The sequence below is a fragment of the Pseudomonas citri genome (assembly GCF_025336485.1).
GTDB classification, from domain to species: domain Bacteria; phylum Pseudomonadota; class Gammaproteobacteria; order Pseudomonadales; family Pseudomonadaceae; genus Aquipseudomonas; species Aquipseudomonas citri.
In genome coordinates, this window is the sequence record NZ_JAODAB010000033.1 from 33,127 (window position 1) to 54,982 (window position 21,856).

A 21,856-nucleotide genomic window follows, 5' to 3' on the forward strand; every position below is an offset into this window, starting at 1 on the left:
CGGTTTATCCTCGGATCGCCCAAAAGGCCAGGTTCAGCCCAGGGAACTGGCCGGCGATGTGGAACGCAAAGCCGCCAGAGTTGCTCAACTGCTGCCAGTGGTCGCTGCCCCGGTCGAGTTCGTAGTAGGTGGAGCCGGCGTGGTATGGCAGTTGCCGCGGCGCCACCGGCAACGGCAGCAAGCCGATGCCGGGCAGTTGCAGGTTGACCAGGTCGCGAATGTGCTCCACCGAGCCGACCTTGCTCTGCTGGCCGAAGCGGCCGCGCAGGGTTTCGGCGGGGACATCGGCGCGCACCACCAGAATGAAACTGGCGTTGTCGAGCAACGTCTTGTCGGCCAGCATCGCCACGTGGATGCCGTAGGCCTTCTCGACAATCGGGATCGGCGTGGCCTTGCTGTCGATCAGCATCGACAGGGCTTCGCGCAAGGCCTGCATCACCGGCGCATAGCTCAGCGCCAGGTCATCGTGCTGGTATTGCGGATATTGCTGCGGTCGTCGCTCGGAGGCGGTGAACGTGGAGAACTCCCCGGCCAGGCTCACCAGCTCGCTGTAGAAACGTTCGGGATGCAACGGGCTCAACTGGCTCAGGTGCTGGATCAACGGCTGGGCGCGGTTGACCAGTTGCAACAGCATGAAATCGGCGATCTCCGAGGCACCACCGGCACCGGACGCCACCACCCGTCCCGCCAGGGCTTCGCCGCGTTGATGCAGCAACCCCAGCAGTTCGCTGCGAAACGCCGCCAACGGCTTGGAGGCGACCACATCCAGCAGCGGCGGGATGTAGGCGTCATCGAGCACCAGGGCGCGGTCGGCGCGCTTCTCCTTGATGCGCACCACACCGACGGCGGCGTAGTCGCCGATGCCGTCCTGTTCGGTCAGCAAGCGCAGCGCCCGGGCACCCAGGGCCACCGGCGCGCGGTTCTCGAACGGCGCGTTGTCGTCGCGCACTTCGCTCACCTGGCTCACGTAGCGCGCAGCGCCCAACTCTTCGCCCTCGTCGACGGTGTCCCGCGCGCCGGCGCGCTTGAGTGGCAAAGCCAGGTATACCAGGCCGTCGCGCAGGTTGTCGTCGACGTTCAGTGGCGTCGGCGCGATGTCATCCTGGGGAATGTTGAAAGGTGTGCCGTCAGGCAACAGGCCGCGTGCCGAAATAATCGCCAGCTTGCCCTGGGCCAGCAGGCCCTGGTCGATCATCAATTCGGAGAACCCCCAGGCACCGGCCGACAGCGGGCGGCTGCGGGCGTCGATGAGGTTTTCCAGGTAACGGTCATGCTGCTGGAAGTGCTGCGTTCCAATGAACATGCCTTCCGACCAGACCACGCGATTGTTCCAGGACATGGGGGCTCCGATTGCTTATTGGGCTGGGCTGGTTGGGAGAACGACGACGTCGCTGCGCACGGCGCGCACGTCGAGGCTGATCTGGTACTCGGTGTATTGGCGCGCCGGGACATTCATCACCGTGCGCCACAACGACCGATCCAGCTCGCGATAACCCACCAGTATTCCGATATGACGAGTGGCCGGGTCGAGGTCGCGTTGCAAGCTCAACTGCTGGCCGGGCTGGATTAGCACTTCGTCCTGGTCGAGCAGGTCGGCGCCAAGGGTCGCCTGGGCCCGTTCGGCCAAGGCGAAATAATCGGCGCGGCCAAAGGTGGCGGCGTTCTTCAATTCGAAAATGCGCACCCGGACCGGCGCGGGCTGGCCGGTGGCGCCGGGGTTGAGACCGGCAATGGCGTGGAAGTGCAGTTCGACGGCGGCGGTATCGGCCTCAGCCTCTTCGGGCTGGGGTTGGGCCGTGTCCTTGGCACACGCCGTCAGCAGCAGCGCGGTGGCGGCTGCGAGTAAAAACCTGGGAATCATCCTGCGTCCTCAATGACGTTTTGAGCTATCCGTTGTTTGCTATTGAATGGTTAGGGCGACGCCACTCAGCGGCGTCGCTGTCGCGTGCTGTGCTCTTCGTAGGCACGGCTGAATTCACGTCCGAACAGGTCCTGGAAATCCTCCTGGGCTTCGCGGGAAATGTTGCTGTAGAGCTCGGTGAACTGCTGCCAGTATTGGGCCTGTCGCGAGCCGCCGAAAATCCCCGACAGCCCACCGGGCTTGGCCATGCGCTCCTCCAGTTGCGACGGCTCGAAGCGCGCCAGCAAATGCTTGATCGCTGCCTCCACCCCGGCCATCACCGCCAGTTGATGGGCACGCAGGTCGTCGAAGCTGTCGCGCACCGCCGCGTCCGGGGCCATGAATGCCTGGTTGCCATGGCGCAACAGCAACAGCAGCGCTTCGTCGACGTTGGGGGCGAACTTCAGCGGGTTGTTTTCCACCGGCTGGATCATCGTCTGCTGGATGCGGAATTCACCCTTGAGGCTGCTGCGGGCGCGTAGCACATCGATGAGGCCTTCGACCATCAGCCGATAGCTGCGGCCGATGCTCTCCATCTGCGCCTCGGCCTGGGCCTTGTCCAGGCGCAACTGGTCGAGCCCGGCGCCGCGCAGGAAGGCTTGCAGCAGGTCGGGCTGGGAAGCGTCCACCGGATTGGCGGCGGTGACCGGCGGTGGGGCCGGGGTTGCCACTGGCGTGACAACCGGGGTGACAGCCGGTGGCGCAACCGGGGTTTCGACGCGGGTCACCGGCGCCTCGCGCAGCGGCGCAGCTTCGAAAGGGGCCGCCTCGGACGGGGCAGCTTCAAAAGGGGCAGCTTCGAAGGGGAATGGCGTCGCTTCGAAGGGTGCGGATTCCAGCGGCGCCGGTTCGACATCGGGAATTCGAGGTTGGGCCGTCACGACCGGCTCGATGATCGGCGGTGGCGCGACGGGCAGGGGCCGCGGCACCGCGGGCGCGGGTTTGTCGCTGAACAGGTCCCAGTCTTCGGGTATCACCGAGGCGGAAGGCACTGCCAGTGGTTCGACAGTCGGTGCAGGGCTCGGAATCGGAGTCGGACGCGGGATCGGTGTCGGCGGACGGAAATCATGTTGCTGGGCCGGGACGTGATCAGGCTGGGTCGCCGGCGGGATGCTGCTGGGCGCCAGGAAGTCGAACAGGTCCGGCAGGGTGTCCATGGCCGAGCCGCCCTGGAAGTGTGCCGGAGGCGCCGCTGCGATCGACACGGGCGCAGGCGCGCTCGCACCCTGGGCCCCCATCAGGGCTTCGAAGCTGCTGGGGGATTCGGCAAATGGGTTGCTGCCGGCAACCGGCAGGCTGAAATCGACGCGCGCCTGGATTTCGTAATCGCCGATACGGATCACTTCGCCGTCTTGCAGCGGCTCGCTGTTGCCTTTGCGCAAACGAACACCGGCCTTGACCAATTCCACGCCGTTAGTGCTGTTATCGGTCAAGTAATAGCGCCCATCCTTGTATTGAATAACGCAATGCTTGCCCGATACCAGGCGCTCGGGATCCGGTAATACCCAGTCATTATCGGAATTACGGCCAATTGCCATCACTCCCTGGTCCATGGACTTCTCAGAACATTGGCCTGGGGTAATCTTGTGATAACTAGTGATAGTCAAACACAGTGGCATTTCGCCTCCTTGCTTAATACTTCCGCGCGCGGGCGTGCATTCGAGGACAGAGATCCCTTTGCCACCCACCGACAACCTTGCCAACCACCGAGCTAAACGGCTTTTTGCCAGCATGATGGCAGATCATAACCCTCTTGCATGACAAAAACCCCACGTCAGTCGCTGCTTCGACCGTTCGGTCGGACAGGCTGTTAAGCCCATCACAACTGTTACACAGCGGCTACACTGACGAAATAGCTTACCTTGACAAGCCATAAGTACTACACCAAAAATGCACAACTTCTTGAATATAGATGATGGCACTTTAAGATCATTGCGCATCTAACAGGCCATTACCGTCAAGGAAACATGTGAAGTTTCATCCGAAACTTGCGTGTGAACTGCCCGACTTCTTCAGCGGGTGATAGGGAGATCGATCCAAGTGGATGTGCCTTTGCTGCTCGCCGCCGTTTCCGCGACCTCGCCGTGCGGTGAAGATCTGGAATATGACGCGGATTTCTTGCGCCTGGAACGCGACTCCCGGGGTCAGCCCGAGCGCAGCATGGGCGATTCGATCCTGCCTGCCGAACCGCCTGAATGGCGCAGCATCCAACAGCAAAGCCTGGACCTGTTGCAACGCAGCAAAGACCTGCGCATCACCCATTTCCTGTTGCAAAGCTCCCTGGCCCTGGAAGGCATTCCCGGCCTGGCCCGTGTGCTGTCGCTCATCAGTGAATTGCTCAAGCAATACTGGGCGGACCTGCACCCGCGCCTGGATGCCGATGACGACAACGACCCCACCGTGCGCATCAACGCCCTGACTGGCCTGACCTCGGACGTCACCATTCGTCTGCTGCGCGAAAGCATTCTGGTGCGTTCGCGCACGTTCGGCCCCGTCAGCCTGCGCGCCGCCGCCAACGCCAGCGGCCTGCAAAATTTCGCCGATGAAACCCTCGGCGCGGAACAGCTCACCGGGGCACTGCTCGACAGCGATCCCGAACAGTTGGAAATCACTCGCACCGCCCTGCAGGAAGCCCGCAGCGCCGCCGAAGCCATCGAGCAAGAAGTCAGCGACCAGGTCGGTTCCGCCCAGGGCGTGGACCTGGGCCCGCTCAAGCAGCCGCTGAAGATGGCCTTGCAGATACTCGGCCAGTTCGCCCCGCAGAGTGGCGACAGCGCAGCGTCCGAAGCCGTCAACGACGACGGCGCCGTCGCGCTGGAACATGCCGCCGCGCCAAGCGCTCCGCGCGCTGCCCCGAACGCCGTCAGCGGCGAGATCGGCAGCCGCGACGACGTGCTGCGCAGCCTGGACCGGATTCTCGCTTACTACACCCGTCACGAGCCCTCCAGCCCCCTGCCGGTGCTGTTGAACCGGGCCAAGAATCTGGTCAACGCCGACTTCGCAGCCATCGTGCGCAACCTGATTCCCGACGGCATGAGCCAATTTGAAAACCTGCGCGGCCCAGACAGCGAATAAAAAGCGAACGGATCACGCAGTCACGTCATCGGTTTCGCCGATGACGCCAACACCGTCGCTCAAGCGACCAGGAGCAGCAACGTGGCGAAGCAAAGTTCTCAGAAATTCATCGCGCGCAACCGCGCGCCTCGAGTGCAGATCGAGTACGACGTCGAGCTCTACGGCGCCGAGAAAAAGGTCCAGTTGCCCTTCGTCATGGGGGTAATGGCCGACCTCGCCGGTAAGCCCGCCGAGCCTCTGGCACCGGTGGCCGATCGCAAGTTCCTCGAGATCGATGTCGACAATTTCGACTCGCGCCTCAAGGCCATGAAGCCGCGCGTAGCGTTCAATGTGCCGAACGAGCTGACCGGCGAAGGCAACCTGAGCCTGGACCTGACCTTTGAAAGCATGGACGACTTCAGCCCGGCCGCCGTGGCTAGCAAAGTCGACTCGCTGAACAAGTTGCTCGAGGCCCGTACCCAGTTGGCCAACCTGCTGACCTACATGGACGGCAAGACCGGTGCCGAAGAAATCATCATGAAGGCGATCAAGGACCCAGCGCTGTTGCAGGCCCTGGCGAGCGCGCCGAAGCCAGCACAGGACCAATGATCATGACTGACAATACAGCCCGCGAAAGCTCGCAGAACCTGGGCGCGACCGAAGAAACCAGCGAGTTCGCTTCCCTGCTGCTGCAAGAATTCAAACCCAAGACCGAACGCGCTCGCGAAGCCGTCGAGACCGCCGTGCGCACCCTGGCCGAGCAGGCCCTGGCGCAGACCGACCTGGTGTCCAACGACGCCATCAAGTCGATCGAGTCGATCATCGCCGCCATCGACGCCAAGCTCACCGCCCAGGTCAACCAGGTCATCCACCACCCGGACTTCCAACAGCTGGAAAGCGCCTGGCGTGGCCTGCATTACCTGGTCAACAACACCGAGACCGATGAGCAGCTCAAGATCCGCGTGCTCAACATCTCCAAGCCCGACCTGCACAAGACCCTGAAGAAATTCAAAGGCACCGCGTGGGACCAGAGCCCGATCTTCAAGAAGATGTACGAAGAAGAATACGGCCAGTTTGGCGGCGAACCTTACGGTTGCCTGGTGGGCGACTACTACTTCGACCAGTCGCCTCCGGACGTGGAGCTGCTGGGCGAGCTGTCGAAAGTCTGTGCGGCCATGCACGCGCCGTTCATCTCCGCCGCTTCGCCGACGGTGATGGGCATGGGCTCGTGGCAGGAACTGTCCAACCCGCGCGACCTGACCAAGATCTTCACCACGCCGGAATACGCCGGTTGGCGTTCGCTGCGTGAATCGGAAGACTCGCGCTACATCGGCCTGACCATGCCGCGCTTCCTGGCGCGCCTGCCATATGGCGCCAAGACCGACCCGGTGGAAGCCTTCGCCTTCGAAGAAAACACCGATGGCGCCGACAGCTCCAAGTACACCTGGGCCAACGCCGCCTACGCGATGGCCGTGAACATCAACCGCTCCTTCAAGCACTTCGGCTGGTGCTCGCGCATCCGTGGCGTCGAATCGGGCGGTGAAGTGGAAAACCTGCCGGCCCACACGTTCCCGACCGACGACGGTGGCGTGGACATGAAGTGCCCGACCGAAATCGCCATTTCGGACCGCCGTGAAGCGGAGCTGGCGAAGAACGGTTTCATGCCACTGCTGCACAAGAAAAACACCGACTTCGCCGCGTTCATCGGCGCCCAGTCGTTGCAGAAACCGGCCGAATACGATGACCCGGACGCCACCGCCAACGCCAACCTGGCCGCGCGCCTGCCGTACCTGTTCGCCACCTGCCGTTTCGCCCATTACCTGAAGTGCATCGTGCGCGACAAGATCGGTTCCTTCAAAGAGAAGGACGAGATGCAGCGCTGGTTGCAGGACTGGATCCTCAACTACGTCGACGGCGACCCGGCACACTCCACCGAGACCACCAAGGCCCAACACCCACTGGCAGCGGCCGAGGTGATCGTCGAGGAAGTCGAAGGCAACCCGGGGTATTACAACTCCAAGTTCTTCCTGCGCCCGCACTATCAGCTCGAAGGGCTGACCGTGTCGTTGCGCCTGGTATCGAAACTGCCTTCGGCCAAGGGCGCGTAAGCAGAAGGTTTGTTGGAAAAGGCCCGTTCCTGTGTGGGAGCGGGCCTGACCGGCATCCAACGTAATTTCGCAAGGTCAGCGTCAATCAAACAATGTGGTAGACACCACGCAGGGAGACATCATGGCTGTTGATATTTTCATCAAGATCGGCGACATCAAGGGCGAGTCCATGGACAAGGCCCACAAGGACGAGATCGATGTCCTGAACTGGAGCTGGGGCATGTCCCAGTCCGGCAACATGCACGTGGGCAGCGGCGGCGGTGCCGGCAAGGTCAACGTCCAGGACCTGTCGCTGACCAAGTACGTCGACAAGGCTTCCCCGAACCTGATGATGCACTGCGCCAGCGGCAAGCACATCGACAAGGTCAAGCTGACCGTGCGCAAGGCCGGCGGCGAAAGCCAGGTCGAGTACATGATCATCAACCTGGAAGAAGTGCTGATCACCTCCCTGAGCACCGGCGGTTCGGGCAGCGATGATCGCCTGACCGAAAACGTCACCCTGAACTTCGCCAAGGTGCTGGTGGACTACCAGCCGCAGAAAGCCGACGGCACCAAGGAAGGCGGCCCGGTCAAGTTCGGCTGGAACATCCGCCAGAACGTCAAGGTGTAATCGAACACACCCCCGGCGCCACACGCCGGGGGTGTTTGGTGCTTGCTCGAATCCAATCCTCTATAGCGCGGTATCTGAGTCATGGCCAAGCCTTCGTTTATCAATCTGTGGAAAGCGTATTCCGATCTGCTGGCGACCTATCCCGACGCAAAACCATGCGACGGACCGTGGGCAAACCAGTGCGCTATCCGCATGAGCATGACGCTCAATGCAGAGCTCACCATCAAGGTCAACAAATCCACGTACACCGAACCCAAGTGCGCGCACGAACACGCCAGGGGCGCCGAATCGCTGGCGAACTGGCTGTGGAAACATCACCTGGGACGTCCAATGATTCTCGGCGGCAGCGCAGCAGAACGCCGTAAGCTGATGGACAAGAAAGGGCTGATCTTCTTCAAGGATTGTTTCCAGCAACTGGGCGAGTCTTCAGACAGTCGTACCGGCGATCACATCGATCTCTGGAATCGTGGCCTGACCCTCGGCTATGACGATCCCGGCTATCGTTCACGCGCGATCTGGTTCTGGGAGCTCACATGAGCAAGGCTCACTGCGCGATATTGGTTGGCTGCCTGTTATCCAGCCTGACGGCCTGCGCCGAGCAGGCCGCGACACCGACGACCCAGGCCGTTTTCGCGGGTCAACCACTCAGCCTGGTTGACGACCAGGGCCAATGCACGCTGGTCAAAGCCGACCAAAGCCGCATGAAGCTGGACATGGAATGGCCTTGTGGCTTCAGCCTGGATAAACAGCAAAAACTGCGCGTGGAGATGTTCAACAACATCCCCATATTTGCGGTCTGGCGCAGCGAACATATGCCGGCCCCCAGCCGCGATTGCCTGAGCAAAATGCAGGCTATCCGTCAGATGCCGACAGGTTTTGAGGCGGGTCCGGTCAGTCGATATGCGTCTTGCGGCTCCGGCGGAGACCAGAAAATGTACGTAGCGCCCTTTACGTGGTAACCGAAATCGCCACCCGCGATCGCCTGCAACCGTCCCTGCTGGACCGGTTGACCGATGACGATCCGACCAATCCCAAGGAAAGCGCCGACAAGCGCGTGCTGTCGCTCACCCAGTTGAAAGCCTCGGTGCTGCGCGACCTGGCGTGGTTGCTCAACACCACGTCATTGCTCGATGCCGACGCCACGCTGCACACCGCGGCGGGCACGTCGGTGGCGAATTTCGGGTTACCGGCGCTGGCCGGCAGCAGCGCGTCGAACGTCGACGTCCCGGCGCTGGAGGCGTTGATCCACCAGGCCATCGCCACGTTCGAACCGCGCATCCTGCGTCATACCCTGCGGGTGCGCGCCCGCTCGACGGCAGAAATGAACCACAACGCCCTGATTTTCGAGATCGAAGGTGACCTGTGGGCCCAGCCCGTGCCGCTGCGCCTGATGCTGCAAACCGACCTGGACCTGGAAACCGGACACGTGCAAGTCGTCAACGCTGATCAGCGGAGACGCACATGAACCCGCGCCTGCTGGAGCTGTACAACCAGGAACTGCACCACGTGCGCGAAAGCGCGGCGGAGTTCGCCAAGGAATACCCCAAGATCGCCAGTCGGCTGACGTTGTCCGGCATGGACTGCGCCGACCCGTACGTCGAGCGCCTGCTCGAAGGCTTCGCCTACCTGACGGCGCGGGTGCAGCTCAAGCTCGATGCCGAGTACCCGACGTTCACCCACAACCTGCTGGAAATCGCCTACCCCCATTACCTGGCGCCGACGCCGTCGATGACCGTGGTGCAGTTGCAGGCCGATCCCGATGAAGGCTCATTGAGCAGTGGCTTCGCGCTCCCGCGCGACACTGCCCTGCGCGCCGCCCTGGGGCGTGAAACCCAGACCTGTTGCGAGTACCGCACCGCGCACCCGGTGACGTTGTGGCCACTGCAGATCAGCCAGGCCGAATATTTCGGCAACCCGTCCACCGTGCTCGGACGCCTGGCCGCCAGCGAACCGAAGGCCAAGGCCGGCTTGCGCCTGACCCTGCGCACCGGCGCCGAACTGCCGTTCAACAGCCTGGCGCTGGACAACCTGCCGCTGTATCTGAGCGGCGCCGACGAACAACCGTTCCGCCTCTATGAACAACTGCTGGGCAATGCCTGCGCGGTGTTCGCCCGCCAGCCCGGCGGCAACTGGGTCGAGCGCCTGCCCCAGGATGCCTTGCGTCCGCGGGGTTTCGACGATGCCGACGCCGCACTGCCAGTGGTGTCGAGAGCCTTCCAGGGTTATCGCCTGTTGCAGGAATATTTCGCCCTGCCCCAGCGCTTCCTGTTTGTCGATTTCACCCAGCTCAGCCGTGCGGTCCGGCGCTGCGACGGCCAGGAGCTGGAGCTGATCGTGCTATTCAACCGTCATGATCCGAGCCTGGAAGGCAGCGTCGGTGCCGCGCAGTTCCTGCCGTTCTGCACCCCGGCCATCAACCTGTTCCCCAAGCGCCTGGACCGTATCCACTTGTCGGACCGGGTCAACGAACACCACGTCATCGCCGACCGTACCCGGCCGATGGATTTCGAAGTGCATTCGCTGACCGGCCTCAGCGGCCATGGCACAGGCCCGGAACAACCTTTCCTGCCGTTCTACGCCGTGCGCGATCCGTCGCGCTATGGCCGCGACCAGGCCTACTACACCGTGCGTCGCGAGCCGCGCGTGTTGTCCAGCGACCAGCGCCGCAACGGACCGCGCTCGACCTATGTGGGCAGCGAAACCTTCGTCAGCCTGGTGGACAGCCAGCAAGCGCCCTATCGCCACGACTTGCGTCAACTGGGCGTGACGGCGTTGTGCACCAACCGCGACCTGCCGCTGTTCATGAGCGTGGGCAGTGGCAAGACCGATTTCACCCTGGCCGACAGCGCGCCGGTCTCGGCCGTGCGTTGCGTGGCCGGGCCGAGTCGCCCACGGGCCAGCCATGCCCACGACGCCAAGGCCTGGCGGCTGATCAGCCAGTTGTCGCTGAACTACTTGTCCCTCAGCGAACAGGGCCAGGGCGCCGCGGCCCTGCGCGAGCTGCTGCGCCTGTACGGCGACAACAACGACGCGGCGCTGCAATTGCAGATCGAAGGCCTGCGCGACGTCAGCAGCAAGGCCTGCACCCGACGCCTGCCGATGCCCGGCCCGATCGTGTTCGGGCGCGGCCTGGAGATCACCCTGGAATTCGATGAAAACGCGTTTCGCGGCACCGGGGTGTTCCTGCTCGGCGCCGTGTTCGAGCGCTTCCTGGCACGCTACGTGTCGATCAACAGTTTTACCGAGACGGTGGTGCGCACCACCGAACGCGGCGAGATCATGCGATGGAAAGCCAAGCCCGGACGTCGTCCGACCCTGTGAGTACCCTGGAGGCGATGCACCAGGAACCCTGGGAATACGACTTCTTCCAGGCGTTGCGGCGCATCGAGTGCGAAACCCCCGAGCTGCCGCGCCTGGGCCATTCCCTGCGCCTGGCCGATGACCCGCTGCGCCTGGGCCAACAGCCCGACTGCACCTTCGCCCCGAGAACCCTGGCCGCGGTGCAACCGGGTGTCGACGGTGCGCCGGCGCGCCTGGAGCAGTTCTTCTTTGGCCTCGGCGGCCCCAACGGCCCGATGCCGCTGCACCTCACCGAATACGTGCGCGAACGCCAGCGCAACAACGCCGACAGCACCAGCAAGCGCTTCCTCGACGTGTTCCACCATCGCCTGCTCAGCCTGTTCTACCGGGCCTGGGCCGAAGCGCGGCCGACCATCAGCCACGACCGCCCCGACGATGACTACTGGTCGGCGCGCCTGGCGGCGTTCAGCGGCCGGGGCATGCCGAGCCTGCTCAACCAGGGCCCGATCCCCGACACCGCGAAGCTGCACTACAGCGGTCACCTGTCGGCACAGACCCGCTACCCGGACGGCTTGAAGGCCATTCTCAGCGAGTACTTCGGCTTGCCGGTGGAGATCGAGGAGTACGTCGGCCAATGGCTGGAATTGCCCGAGCGCAGCCGCGTCGGCGTCAGCGCTCATCGGCTGGGCGTGGACTTCTGCCTGGGTCGCTACGTGTGGGACCGCCAACACAAATTCCGCATTCGCCTGGGCCCCCTCAAGCTCGTCGACTACATGGGCATGCTGCCCGGCAGCCAACCGTTCAACGAGTTGGTGGCCTGGGTCGCCGAATACCTGGGCCATGAATTGGACTGGGACTTGAACCTGGTCCTGGAGCAGCCCGAAGTCCCGGCGCTGCAACTCAACGGTCGCTTCCGCCTGGGATTCAACACCTGGCTGGGGAAACCCGAAACAGATGCCAACGATTTAATCCTGGCCCGGCATTACGCCGAACAGGCCAACACCTCACAGACCTCAAGGAGCCATGAGCATGGGTGAAATCAGTCGCGCCGCGTTGTTCGGCAAACTCAACAGCGTGGCCTACAAAGCCATCGAAGCCGCCACCGTGTTCTGCAAATTGCGCGGTAACCCCTACGTGGAACTGGTCCACTGGTTCCATCAATTGCTGCAACTGCAGGACTCGGACCTGCACCGCATCATCCGCCAGTTCAACATCGAGCCGGCGCGCCTGGCCCGTGACCTGACCGACGCCCTGGACCGTTTGCCACGGGGCTCGACGTCCATCACCGACCTGTCGTCCCACGTGGAAGAAGCGGTGGAACGCGGCTGGGTCTACGGCAGCCTGATGTTCGGCGAAAGCCAGGTGCGCACCGGTTACCTGGTGATCGGCATCCTCAAGACCCCGAGCCTGCGCCACGCATTGCTGGGGCTGTCGTCGGAGTTCGACAAGGTCAAGGTCGAAGCCCTGAGCGAGCGTTTTGACGAGTATGTCGGCGACTCGCCGGAGAACGCCCTGACCGCCAGCGACGGTTTCAACGCCGGCAGCGTGCCCGGCGAAGCCAGCGGCGCCATGGCCCCCAGCGCCATGGGCAAGCTGGAGGCCCTCAAGCGCTTTACCGTCGACCTCACCGAACAGGCCCGCAGCGGCAAGCTCGACCCGATCGTCGGCCGCGACGAAGAGATCCGCCAGTTGGTGGACATCCTCATGCGCCGCCGGCAGAACAACCCGATCCTCACCGGTGAAGCTGGCGTGGGCAAGACTGCGGTGGTCGAGGGCTTTGCCCTGCGCATCGTCGCCGGTGACGTGCCGCCGTCCCTCAAGGACGTGGAACTGCGCAGCCTCGACGTCGGCCTGTTGCAGGCCGGCGCGAGCATGAAAGGTGAGTTCGAACAGCGCCTGCGCCAGGTCATCGAAGACGTCCAGGCGTCGCCGAAACCGATCATCCTGTTCATCGACGAAGCCCACACCCTGGTAGGTGCCGGTGGCGCCGCCGGCACGGGCGACGCGGCCAACCTGCTCAAGCCGGCCCTGGCCCGTGGCACCCTGCGCACCGTCGCCGCCACCACGTGGGCGGAGTACAAGAAACACATCGAGAAAGACCCGGCCCTGACCCGCCGCTTCCAAGTAGTGCAAGTGGCCGAGCCGTCGGAAGACAAGGCGCTGCTGATGATGCGCGGCGTGGCCTCGACCATGGAAAAACACCACCAGGTGCAGATCCTCGACGAAGCCTTGGAAGCTGCGGTCAAGCTGTCCCACCGTTACATTCCCGCGCGCCAGTTGCCGGACAAATCCGTGAGCTTGTTGGACACCGCCTGCGCCCGCGTCGCCATCAGCCTGCACGCGGTGCCGGCCGAAGTGGACGACAGCCGTCGGCGCATCGAAGCGCTGGAAATCGAGCTGCAGATCATCGCCCGTGAACACGCCATCGGCGTGGCCATCGGCAGCCGCCAGACCCAGACCGAAAGCCTGCTGAGCGCCGAGCGTGAGCGCCTGGCCGAACTGGAAAGCCGCTGGGCCGAAGAGAAAGCCCTGGTGGATGAGTTGCTGGAAACCCGCGCGACCCTGCGCGAACGCGTCGGCGTGGTGGACAGCGACGACGCCAGCGAAGCTTCTGACAACGAAAGCCATGCCCTGCGCGAAAAGCTGGTGGACCTGCAACAGCGCCTGAGCGCCCTGCAAGGCGAAAACCCGCTGATCCTGCCGACCGTGGATTACCAGGCCGTGGCCTCGGTGGTCGCCGACTGGACCGGTATCCCGGTGGGCCGCATGGCCCGCAACGAACTGGAAACGGTGCTCAACCTCGACCAGCACCTGAAAAAACGCATCATCGGCCAGGACCATGCCTTGCAGATGATCGCCAAGCGCATCCAGACCTCTCGTGCCGGCCTCGACAACCCGAGCAAGCCGATTGGCGTGTTCATGCTCGCCGGCACCTCGGGCGTGGGCAAGACCGAAACCGCCCTGGCCCTGGCCGAAGCCATGTACGGTGGCGAGCAGAACGTCATCACCATCAACATGAGCGAGTTCCAGGAAGCCCACACCGTGTCCACCCTCAAGGGTGCGCCACCGGGCTACATCGGTTATGGCGAAGGCGGCGTGCTGACCGAAGCCGTGCGGCGCAAACCGTACAGCGTGGTGTTGCTGGACGAGGTGGAAAAAGCCCACCCGGACGTCCATGAGATTTTCTTCCAGGTGTTCGACAAGGGCGTGATGGAGGACGGCGAAGGCCGGGTGATCGACTTCAAGAACACCCTGATCCTGCTGACCACCAACGCCGGCACCGAGCTGATCGCCCAGGTCTGCAAGAACCCGCAGGATGTGCCCGAGCCCGAGGAAATCGCCAAGGCCCTGCGCCAGCCGCTGCTGGAAATTTTCCCGCCGGCCTTGCTGGGCCGCCTGGTGACGATTCCGTACTATCCGCTGAGCGACGAGATGCTCAAGTCCATCACCCGCTTGCAACTCAACCGCATCAAGAAGCGTGTGGAGAACACCCACAAGGTGGCATTCGACTATGACGACGCGGTGGTTGACCTGATCGTCTCGCGCTGCACCGAAACCGAAAGCGGCGGCCGCATGATCGACGCCATCCTGACCAACAGCCTGCTGCCGGACATGAGCCGCGAGTTCCTGACCCGCATGCTCGAAGGCAAGGCCTTGGCCGGCGTGCGGATCAGCGCTGTGGATAACGAATTGCAGTACGATTTCAGCGACGCGGCTTGATCGGACCGGAACACCGATAACCCTGTGGGAGCCAGCTCCCACAGGGTTGCGCACCTTCGGCTATTACAACGTGCATGGGACACTCGATGTTATTCAACCAAGCCTCACGCCTGGCAAAGATCACCAGCCCCCTGGGCCCCGAGGTGCTGCTGCTCAAGGACATGGGCGGCGGCGAAGAGCTGGGCAGGCTGTTCAACTATGAGTTGCAACTGCACTCGCTGGACAACGCCATCGACCTCCACCAGGTGCTCGGCAAGCCCATGTGCGTCAGCATGCAGCTGGACGGCGGCGGCGAACGGCATTTCCATGGCATCGTTGCCCGCTTCAGCCAGAACGTCGACCAAGGCCAGTTCGCCAGTTACCAGGCCACGCTGCGCCCCTGGTTGTGGCTGCTGACCCGCACCTCCGATTGCCGGATTTTCCAGAACCTGACCATCCCGCAGATCATCAAGCAGGTGTTCCGCGACCTGGGCTTCTCCGATTTCGAAGACGCCCTGAGCCGTCCGTATCGCGAGTGGGAATACTGCGTGCAGTATCGCGAAACCAGTTTCGACTTCGTCAGCCGGCTGATGGAGCAGGAAGGTATCTACTACTTCTTCCGTCACGAACAGGGTCGCCATGTGCTGGTGCTGGCCGACGCCTACGGCGCCCATACCAGTGCGCCGGGCTACGCGTCAGTGCCCTACTACCCGAAGAACGAACAGCAGCGCGAGCGCGATCACATCCACGACTGGCACCTGGCCCAGGAAGTCCAGCCCGGTTCGCTGGAGCTCAACGACTACGATTTCCAACGCCCCAGCGCGCGCATCGACGTGCGCTCGGCGATGCCGCGTCCGCACACCGCCGGTGACTATCCGCTGTACGACTATCCCGGCACCTATGTGCAGAGCGAAGACGGCGAACACTACGCCCGCACACGCATTGAAGCCTTGCAGAGCCGACACGAACAGGTCGAGCTGGCCGGTAATGCCCGGGGCCTGGGATCGGGCCATCTGTTCAGCCTCACCGGCTTCACCCGCCAGGACCAGAACCGCGAATACCTGATCGTCGGCGCCCGCTACTACCTTTCCCAGGAGAGCGGCGAAACCGGCGGCGGCGCGCCTTCCGCGCAGTTCGAAAGTACCCTGACCTGCATCGACGCCCAGCAGAGTTTTCGTCCGCTGGCGACGACCCACCGCCCCATCGTCAAAGGCCCGCAAACCGCCTTGGTGGTCGGCCCCAAAGGCGAGGAAATCTGGACCGACCAGTTCGGCCGGGTGAAGGTGCATTTCTATTGGGATCGTCACGACCAGTCCAACGAAAACAGCTCGTGCTGGATTCGTGTGTCGCAATCCTGGGCCGGCAAGAACTGGGGCTCGATGCAGATCCCGCGCATCGGCCAGGAAGTGATCGTCAGCTTCCTCGAAGGTGACCCGGACCGGCCGATCATCACCGGTCGCGTCTACAACGCCGAACAGACCGTGCCCTACGATTTGCCCGACAACGCCACCCAGAGCGGCATGAAGAGCCGTTCCAGCAAGGGCGGCACGCCGGCGAATTTCAACGAAATCCGCATGGAAGACAAAAAGGGCGCCGAGCAGCTGTACATCCACGCCGAGCGTAACCAGGACATCGTGGTCGAGGTGGACGAAAGCCATTCGGTGGGCCACGACCGCAACAAGAGCATCGGCCACAACGAAACGGTGACCATCGGCAACAACCGCCTGCGCATCGTCAAACAGGAAGACATCCTGTCGGTGGGCCTGCGCAAGACCGATAGCATCAGCCAGAGCTACGTCATCGAAGTGGGTGAGAACCTGCGCCTGGTGTGTGGCGAAAGCATCCTGGAACTCAATGCCAGCGGCCAGATCAACCTGAGCGGCGTGCAGATCAGTTTCTATGCCAAGGGCGATGCCGAGTTCAACACCGGCGGCGTGCTGCACTTGAACAACGGCAACGGCCCGGGTGCCACACCCGACGGCCAGGGCGTCAAGGCGAGCATCGACGCCAACGTCAAAGCCGCGTTCCCCAAGGGTTAATCCAGAGACTCAGGCGCCATGACTTACCGCATCAACGAATTCCAGTTCCAATTGCCGCCCAGCGAATTGCTGGACGCGACGATCAACATCCTCAAGTTCCCCGAACTGGGCACGTCGTTGATCATCAGTCGCAGCTTGCTGGCCGAGGGCGAAACCCTGCAAAGCAACCTCGACGCCCAGCTCGAACGCCTGGAAAAACAGGTCCAGGACCTGCGCTGCCAACCCGGCGTCGCCGTGCGCCTGGGCCCCAACCAGGACGTCGAAGGCGTCGAGCTGCGCAGCCAGTTCAACAAGGGCACTGAAAAGGTCTTCCAGTTCCAACTGGCGCTGGTCCTGCCCGGCACCCGCAAGCTGCTGGCACTCAGCTATGTGAAAGCCGAAAAGCTCGGGGATGCCGAAGCCGCGCATTGGGCGACGATCAAGGGCTCGCTGGTGTTCGACAGCCCGGCCTGATTGTGGGGGTGAAGCTTGCGCCGGGCGGCGATGCCGGATCCAGCACTACGACTCAAGAGGCTCTAGCAAGTAGAGCAGTGCCCGATGGTATTTCGCGGCGCGTTCCAGATCCTTGTCGCGCACGACGGGTAGTCGGGTGAGGTCGAGGTTGTCACGGATGTCCGCGATCTTCACTTTGGTCGCCAGCGGATTGGGGCGAATCCGGGCAATGAATTGTTCGTACGCTTCGCCCGGGCGCTTGCTCAGGCAATCGATGGCGGTCACGGCCGTCTCCGGAATACCCAGCGCACGCAACTCATCGAGGGTGACATCACCGTCCTCGACCACATCGTGAAGCAAGCTGACCAACTGTTCTTCCAGCCCATCGAACGCCATCATCAGGCGCAAGGGGTGAAGGATGTAGGGTTTGCCCGCTTTGTCCACCTGGCCCGCGTGGACCCGTGCCGCCAGGGCGATTGCCGCATCCAGAATGCTCATCGGCGCTCGAAGCCTTTCTCGTATTCTTCTTTGGAAATCTCGCGGCCATACAAGACTGCATCGTTGTACAGCCGGTTATCCGCCGGCACTGGCCGGTCGCTTTCAGCGGCGCCGTAGAACTTCACGAAGACCGTCTTGGTGCGATGATCCCAGCGGTAGGTCACCTCTTCGAAGTCATAATCCAGGAACACATCCCGGCTCGCGAAGGCACTCAGATCCTTAATTCCCACCGTTCCCCCTTATCGCGTCGTAATAGGCTTTGCTCTGGTCCGCGATAGCTTGCGCCTCCGGGCTGGCCTTGTCCAAGACCCGGAAGTCCTCGTAGTACTTATGACCCAGCCCCCCAGGCACCCCGGATTTAGCGGCAACGGCATCATAGGTTTCGTCCCCCAACAGTACCCGGGCCAGCGGTTCCGGCTCTTTGGCGTAGATCATTTCCGGCGAGTTAACCTGGATCTCCCCTGGTATGCCCGCACGGGTTGGCAAGGTCGAGTTAACGCCGCTATAGCCCATTTCATTGGTGGCGCCTTCAATGACCTTCACGTTCGCGCCGCGCTTGCCAAGCTCTGCCGCAACGGCATTGATCTGGTCGGACTCGACGATGATCGTGTTGCGCGCCAGGTCCTTGATCCGGGTCGCATCCCCACCGTAGTCGTTATCGATTTTCTGCCGGGCACGCGCCTCGGACTTGACCGGTGCCTTGGCAACCTTGCCCCCGTACTGGGCGGCGATCTCATCGGCGACGGCATCGATTTCCGCTTTGGCAGCCGGTGCCTTGGCATAAACCTCTTCAAATGTCTTGGGCGTCTTGGGAGGGGTGGTTGGCTTGCCCAGCTTCGCCAACTTCGGCCCGATACCCAGCAAAGCCATCCCCGCCACGCCCTGCAACAGATCGCGATAACCCGGCCCCAGGCGGTCGCCCAATTCGCCCAGCAGGGCCATGCCGCCCATTGCGGCGGCACCGATGGCAACGGCGGTGGCCAGGGCGGCGGCTCCTGCCATGGCAGCCAAGACCAGCGCGGCCCCCGCAGCCAGCATCCCCAACGCTTCGAGACCGGTGTGCAGCCAGCCTTCGAGGTCGAGCACAAACGCCACGGACACCGTGGGCCCGCCAATGAACGTATTGGAACTGCCGGTCTTGATGTGCGCGCCGCACACCATCTTGCTCTGCAAGCGTGCCGCCGGTTTGCCGTTGATGAAGACGGTGGCGCTGCCTTCGGCGATCAACACCGGGAATGGCCAGATCGGGTGGTTCAGGGGCAAGCCGGTGCAGCCGGCCGCCGTGTCCATGCCGGCGCGCATCGCATTGCGCCGGTTGATCTGGACATTCAGGCTGCCCATGATCAGCGCCCCCGTCGTGGGTTCGGGCAGGTTGAAAATCGTGTTCAGGCCCTTGAGGATCTGGAACATCGACAGCCCGCCGGCGGCAATCGAACCGGCCATGATCGCCAGCGCCACGCCGCCGGTCGCCACGGTGGCCGCCACCACCGCGGCCCCGATCAACGCCCCCGCGACGGCGCCCGCCACCATCGCGGCAACACCAAAACCGTGGGCTATTTCATCGCCAAGGCGCGCAGCGGCCAGCATATCCATTGCGTTGTGATCTTCCCGGAGTGATCAAGCGGTCTGAGGCAGGACCTTGAAAGAATGCATCGCCGCCTTCCAGGCCGGCTCGTGGTGAACCAGATCGTTCGGCGTGGTCGTCAGCGTGGTGATCAACCCCACGGGCTGGCGGTCGATGAACACCTGGCGCAGCATCAACTCGCGGCCCTCGCGTTGCCAGCTGTAATCGAGCAGCACGGCGGCATGGCCATGGAGGAAGAAGTCCCAGCGCTTGATCAGGTTGAAACCTGGCAATTGCTGTTCGGCGCTCGCCAGTTGCTGGGCCACGTAGTCATTGAACGGCGTGTCGCCCCGGCTCGGGTCACGGCTGATGACGAAACTGGCTTCCTTGGCACCGCCCACGGCAGGCAGCTTGAAGATATTGATGCTCTGGTCCTGCCAGCTGTCAGGGATATCGAGATCGGCTTCTTGAAGGCGATAGAGCGTCATGATTCGGATCGTTTCCAGGCAAGAGAGAGGCTGCGGCAAGTGGCAGATCTTCAAGCAATGAATGGTAACAATCAAGCTGACCGAGGGGCTCGTTTTCGAGGCCCATGACAGCCGTCTCACTTTTGATGCTCGCGGACAATCCTGCACTTGGAATGCTAATCTCCATCCGCCCGATTGCCTTACCAGAGGCTGGACGGAAACCGACAAGGAGCAACGTGCAATGGAAGCGCTAGATGTCTGAGGCACTCTGGGCCGCTCGCCTGGGCGACGCGCTGGAACACACCTCGATGATGGCCGACATCCTCGGCGGCGTGCTCGAGGTAGCCGCGAACATCGCCATCACCGCCCTGGCCACCGCTGCCGTGGTGGCCGCCACGGGCATCACCGTCGCCACCGGCGGGCTCGGTTGTTTCCTGCTTGGCGCGGTGGTCGGGGCAGTGGTCGGCATCGCCATGAGCAAGACCGGGGCCGACAAGGGCCTGAGCGACATGTGCGAAGGCATCGGCAACGCGCTCTTTCCGCCCACGGTGCAGGCCAACATCCTCACCGGCGCCATCGACACCCTGACCAACAGCATTCCTGCGGCCCGTGCCGCCGGGGCCATCCAGTCCCACGTCGAAGCCGCCGGCACCGAGTTGGAAGCACCGGAGCCCAGCTACCTGGACATGGCCGAGAGTTTCTTCTCGCAGATGTGGCGCCCCACTGTCGCCACGCCCGCTCCCGGCGCGGTCCCCAAGCCGCTGGACATGATCACCTGCATGAAGCATCCACCGATGCCGCCGCAGTTCCTGGCCGAAGGATCGGACAAGGTCACCATCAACGGCCAGCCCGCCGTACGCAGCGGCGACCGCAGCACCTGCGATGCCAAGGTAGTGTCGTCGGGGCTGATCTCCCCCAACGTGACCATTGGCGGTGGCTCGGTGGTGGTGCGTGAGATCCGCAGCGGCAAGACCCCGGGCGTCGGGCTGGCGGTCACGGCGCTGTTGATGCTCAAGGGCGGCAAGGGCAAATTCTTCAGCAAGCTGCCGTGCATGCTGGCCGGCGCGGCGGCGTCGATGGCCATCAGCAGCGCCATGAGCGCCGCGGCCAATGCCGCCATGGGCTCGTCGAACCCGGTGCATGCCGCCACTGGCGCCAAAGTGCTCGGTGATGTGGAGGAACTGGATTTCGTATTGCCCGGCATCCTGCCGATCGACTGGCAACGCGTCTACAACAGCCGCGACGAACGCCACGATACGTTGTTCGGCGCCGGTTGGAGCGTGGCCTACGAAGTCTGCGTGGACATCCTCCCGCACCCGGACGGCGGCGAAACCCTGCAATACACCGATGAACAAGGCCGTCCCATCGACATGGGCGCGATCCCCCTGGGCGGTGCGGTGTTCAGCGCTGGCGAAGGCCTGGCCGTGCGCCGCCATGTGAACGGGCAATTGCTGATCGAAAGCGACGACGGCCTGTACCGCTTGTTCGAAGCTACGCCAGGGAATGCGTCGCGGCTGCGCCTGAGCCAACTGGGTGATCGCAACGACAACCGCATCCACCTCGACTACGACGCCGCCGGGCGCCTGGTGCGGCTGCGCGACACCTTCGATCTGGTGCAGGTCGAACTGATCCGCGAAAGTGAACGCGTCACGCGTCTGGAACGCCTCTACCCCGACCAGTCGCGCGACGTACTGGTCAGCTACGCCTACGACACCGTGGGCAATCTGACCGAAGTGCGCGACGCCAGCGGCCAAGTGCAGCGGCGCTTCAGCTACGACGTCGGCCGACGCATGGTCGAACACCAATTGCCCAGCGGCCTGCGCTGCTTCTATGACTGGGCGCTGATCGAAGACCAGGAATGGCGCGTGGTCCGCCACTGGACCGACGACGGCGACGCCTACCAGTTCGACTATGACCTCAAGGCCGGCACCACCCGCATCACGGACAGCCTGCAACGGGTCAGCACCCGGCAGTGGAACAACCAGCACCAGATCACCCGCCTCACCGACAACCTCGGTCAGACCTGGCGCTTCGAATGGAACGACGAACGCCAACTGCTCGGCGCCACCGATCCACAGGGCGGCCAGTACCAATTCAGCTACGACGAAGCCGGCAACCTGATCAGCGAAACCGATCCGTTGGGCCGCAGTGAATCGACGTTATGGCTAGAGCACTGGGCCTTGCC

The 21,856-nt window shown here is 63.2% G+C and carries 20 protein-coding genes; 13 read left to right on the forward strand and 7 right to left on the reverse strand.

All coding sequences use genetic code 11. The features are described from left to right. Positions 1-4: 4 nt before the first annotated feature. The 3 genes from tssK to tagH all read right to left on the reverse strand — a co-directional run bounded on the left by tssK (position 5) and on the right by tagH (position 3,519). Positions 5-1,339, reverse strand: coding sequence for a type VI secretion system baseplate subunit TssK (gene tssK / locus N4Q37_RS25110; RefSeq protein WP_260962719.1), 1,335 nt, complete (start codon positions 1,337-1,339; stop codon positions 5-7). Between the two features lie 15 nt (positions 1,340-1,354). Next, a complete protein-coding gene (gene tssJ / locus N4Q37_RS25115; RefSeq protein WP_260962722.1) occupies positions 1,355-1,861 on the reverse strand; it encodes a type VI secretion system lipoprotein TssJ in 507 nt (168 codons plus the stop codon). Positions 1,862-1,926: 65 nt separating this feature from the next. Next, on the reverse strand, positions 1,927-3,519 hold the full coding sequence (gene tagH, locus N4Q37_RS25120) for a type VI secretion system-associated FHA domain protein TagH (protein ID WP_260962724.1): 1,593 nt from the start codon (positions 3,517-3,519) through the stop codon (positions 1,927-1,929). Between the two features lie 421 nt (positions 3,520-3,940). Here tagH and tssA point away from each other — a divergent pair, with 421 nt between their 5' ends. The 12 genes from tssA to N4Q37_RS25180 all read left to right on the forward strand — a co-directional run bounded on the left by tssA (position 3,941) and on the right by N4Q37_RS25180 (position 17,163). Further along, entirely contained in the window at positions 3,941-4,975 is a 1,035-nt protein-coding gene (gene tssA / locus N4Q37_RS25125; RefSeq protein WP_260962726.1) for a type VI secretion system protein TssA, read from the forward strand. 81 nt (positions 4,976-5,056) lie between these two features. Further along, positions 5,057-5,563: a type VI secretion system contractile sheath small subunit gene (gene tssB / locus N4Q37_RS25130; RefSeq protein WP_260962728.1), complete on the forward strand. Its 507-nt coding sequence runs from the start codon at positions 5,057-5,059 to the stop codon at positions 5,561-5,563. A gap of 2 nt (positions 5,564-5,565) precedes the next feature. Next, positions 5,566-7,062: a type VI secretion system contractile sheath large subunit gene (tssC, locus tag N4Q37_RS25135; RefSeq protein ID WP_260962729.1), complete on the forward strand. Its 1,497-nt coding sequence runs from the start codon at positions 5,566-5,568 to the stop codon at positions 7,060-7,062. Positions 7,063-7,183: 121 nt separating this feature from the next. Continuing rightward, positions 7,184-7,672, forward strand: coding sequence for an Hcp family type VI secretion system effector (locus N4Q37_RS25140; RefSeq protein WP_260962731.1), 489 nt, complete (start codon positions 7,184-7,186; stop codon positions 7,670-7,672). An 81-nt stretch (positions 7,673-7,753) separates the two neighbouring features. Continuing rightward, entirely contained in the window at positions 7,754-8,209 is a 456-nt protein-coding gene (locus tag N4Q37_RS25145; RefSeq protein WP_260962733.1) for a type VI secretion system amidase effector protein Tae4, read from the forward strand. After that, positions 8,206-8,631: a hypothetical protein gene (locus N4Q37_RS25150; protein WP_260962735.1), complete on the forward strand. Its 426-nt coding sequence runs from the start codon at positions 8,206-8,208 to the stop codon at positions 8,629-8,631. The genes N4Q37_RS25145 and N4Q37_RS25150 overlap by 4 nt, the downstream gene beginning before the upstream one ends. After that, entirely contained in the window at positions 8,625-9,137 is a 513-nt protein-coding gene (tssE, locus tag N4Q37_RS25155) for a type VI secretion system baseplate subunit TssE (protein ID WP_260962736.1), read from the forward strand. The genes N4Q37_RS25150 and tssE overlap by 7 nt, the downstream gene beginning before the upstream one ends. Next, positions 9,134-10,993 (forward strand): type VI secretion system baseplate subunit TssF, encoded by a 1,860-nt coding sequence (gene tssF, locus N4Q37_RS25160; RefSeq protein ID WP_260962738.1) that lies wholly within the window; start codon positions 9,134-9,136, stop codon positions 10,991-10,993. The genes tssE and tssF overlap by 4 nt, the downstream gene beginning before the upstream one ends. Next, a complete protein-coding gene (gene tssG, locus N4Q37_RS25165; RefSeq protein WP_260962740.1) occupies positions 10,957-12,009 on the forward strand; it encodes a type VI secretion system baseplate subunit TssG in 1,053 nt (350 codons plus the stop codon). The genes tssF and tssG overlap by 37 nt, the downstream gene beginning before the upstream one ends. Continuing rightward, positions 12,002-14,692, forward strand: coding sequence for a type VI secretion system ATPase TssH (gene tssH, locus N4Q37_RS25170; protein WP_260962742.1), 2,691 nt, complete (start codon positions 12,002-12,004; stop codon positions 14,690-14,692). Before tssG ends, tssH begins: the two co-directional genes overlap by 8 nt. An 86-nt stretch (positions 14,693-14,778) precedes the next feature. Next, entirely contained in the window at positions 14,779-16,710 is a 1,932-nt protein-coding gene (locus tag N4Q37_RS25175) for a type VI secretion system Vgr family protein (RefSeq protein WP_260962744.1), read from the forward strand. 18 nt (positions 16,711-16,728) lie between these two features. Then, the gene (locus N4Q37_RS25180) at positions 16,729-17,163 is read left to right on the forward strand and encodes a DUF1795 domain-containing protein (protein ID WP_260962745.1); all 435 of its coding nucleotides are present in this window, start codon (positions 16,729-16,731) and stop codon (positions 17,161-17,163) included. Between the two features lie 45 nt (positions 17,164-17,208). Here N4Q37_RS25180 and N4Q37_RS25185 read toward each other — a convergent pair whose 3' ends face one another. The 4 genes from N4Q37_RS25185 to N4Q37_RS25200 are packed head-to-tail and all read right to left on the reverse strand — an operon-like array spanning position 17,209 to position 19,692. Then, the gene (locus N4Q37_RS25185; protein WP_260962747.1) at positions 17,209-17,640 is read right to left on the reverse strand and encodes a GTP pyrophosphokinase; all 432 of its coding nucleotides are present in this window, start codon (positions 17,638-17,640) and stop codon (positions 17,209-17,211) included. Continuing rightward, positions 17,637-17,870 (reverse strand): hypothetical protein, encoded by a 234-nt coding sequence (locus N4Q37_RS25190; protein WP_260962749.1) that lies wholly within the window; start codon positions 17,868-17,870, stop codon positions 17,637-17,639. Before N4Q37_RS25190 ends, N4Q37_RS25185 begins: the two co-directional genes overlap by 4 nt. After that, the gene (locus tag N4Q37_RS25195) at positions 17,860-19,233 is read right to left on the reverse strand and encodes a PAAR domain-containing protein (protein ID WP_260962751.1); all 1,374 of its coding nucleotides are present in this window, start codon (positions 19,231-19,233) and stop codon (positions 17,860-17,862) included. Before N4Q37_RS25195 ends, N4Q37_RS25190 begins: the two co-directional genes overlap by 11 nt. 24 nt (positions 19,234-19,257) lie before the next feature. Further along, positions 19,258-19,692 carry a DcrB-related protein gene (locus N4Q37_RS25200; protein WP_260962753.1) on the reverse strand — a complete coding sequence of 145 codons (435 nt, stop codon included), beginning with the start codon at positions 19,690-19,692 and terminating at the stop codon, positions 19,258-19,260. A 233-nt stretch (positions 19,693-19,925) separates the two neighbouring features. Here N4Q37_RS25200 and N4Q37_RS25205 point away from each other — a divergent pair. Then, positions 19,926-21,856: DUF6531 domain-containing protein (locus N4Q37_RS25205; RefSeq protein WP_260962755.1), on the forward strand; the 1,931-nt coding region annotated here is incomplete at its 3' end.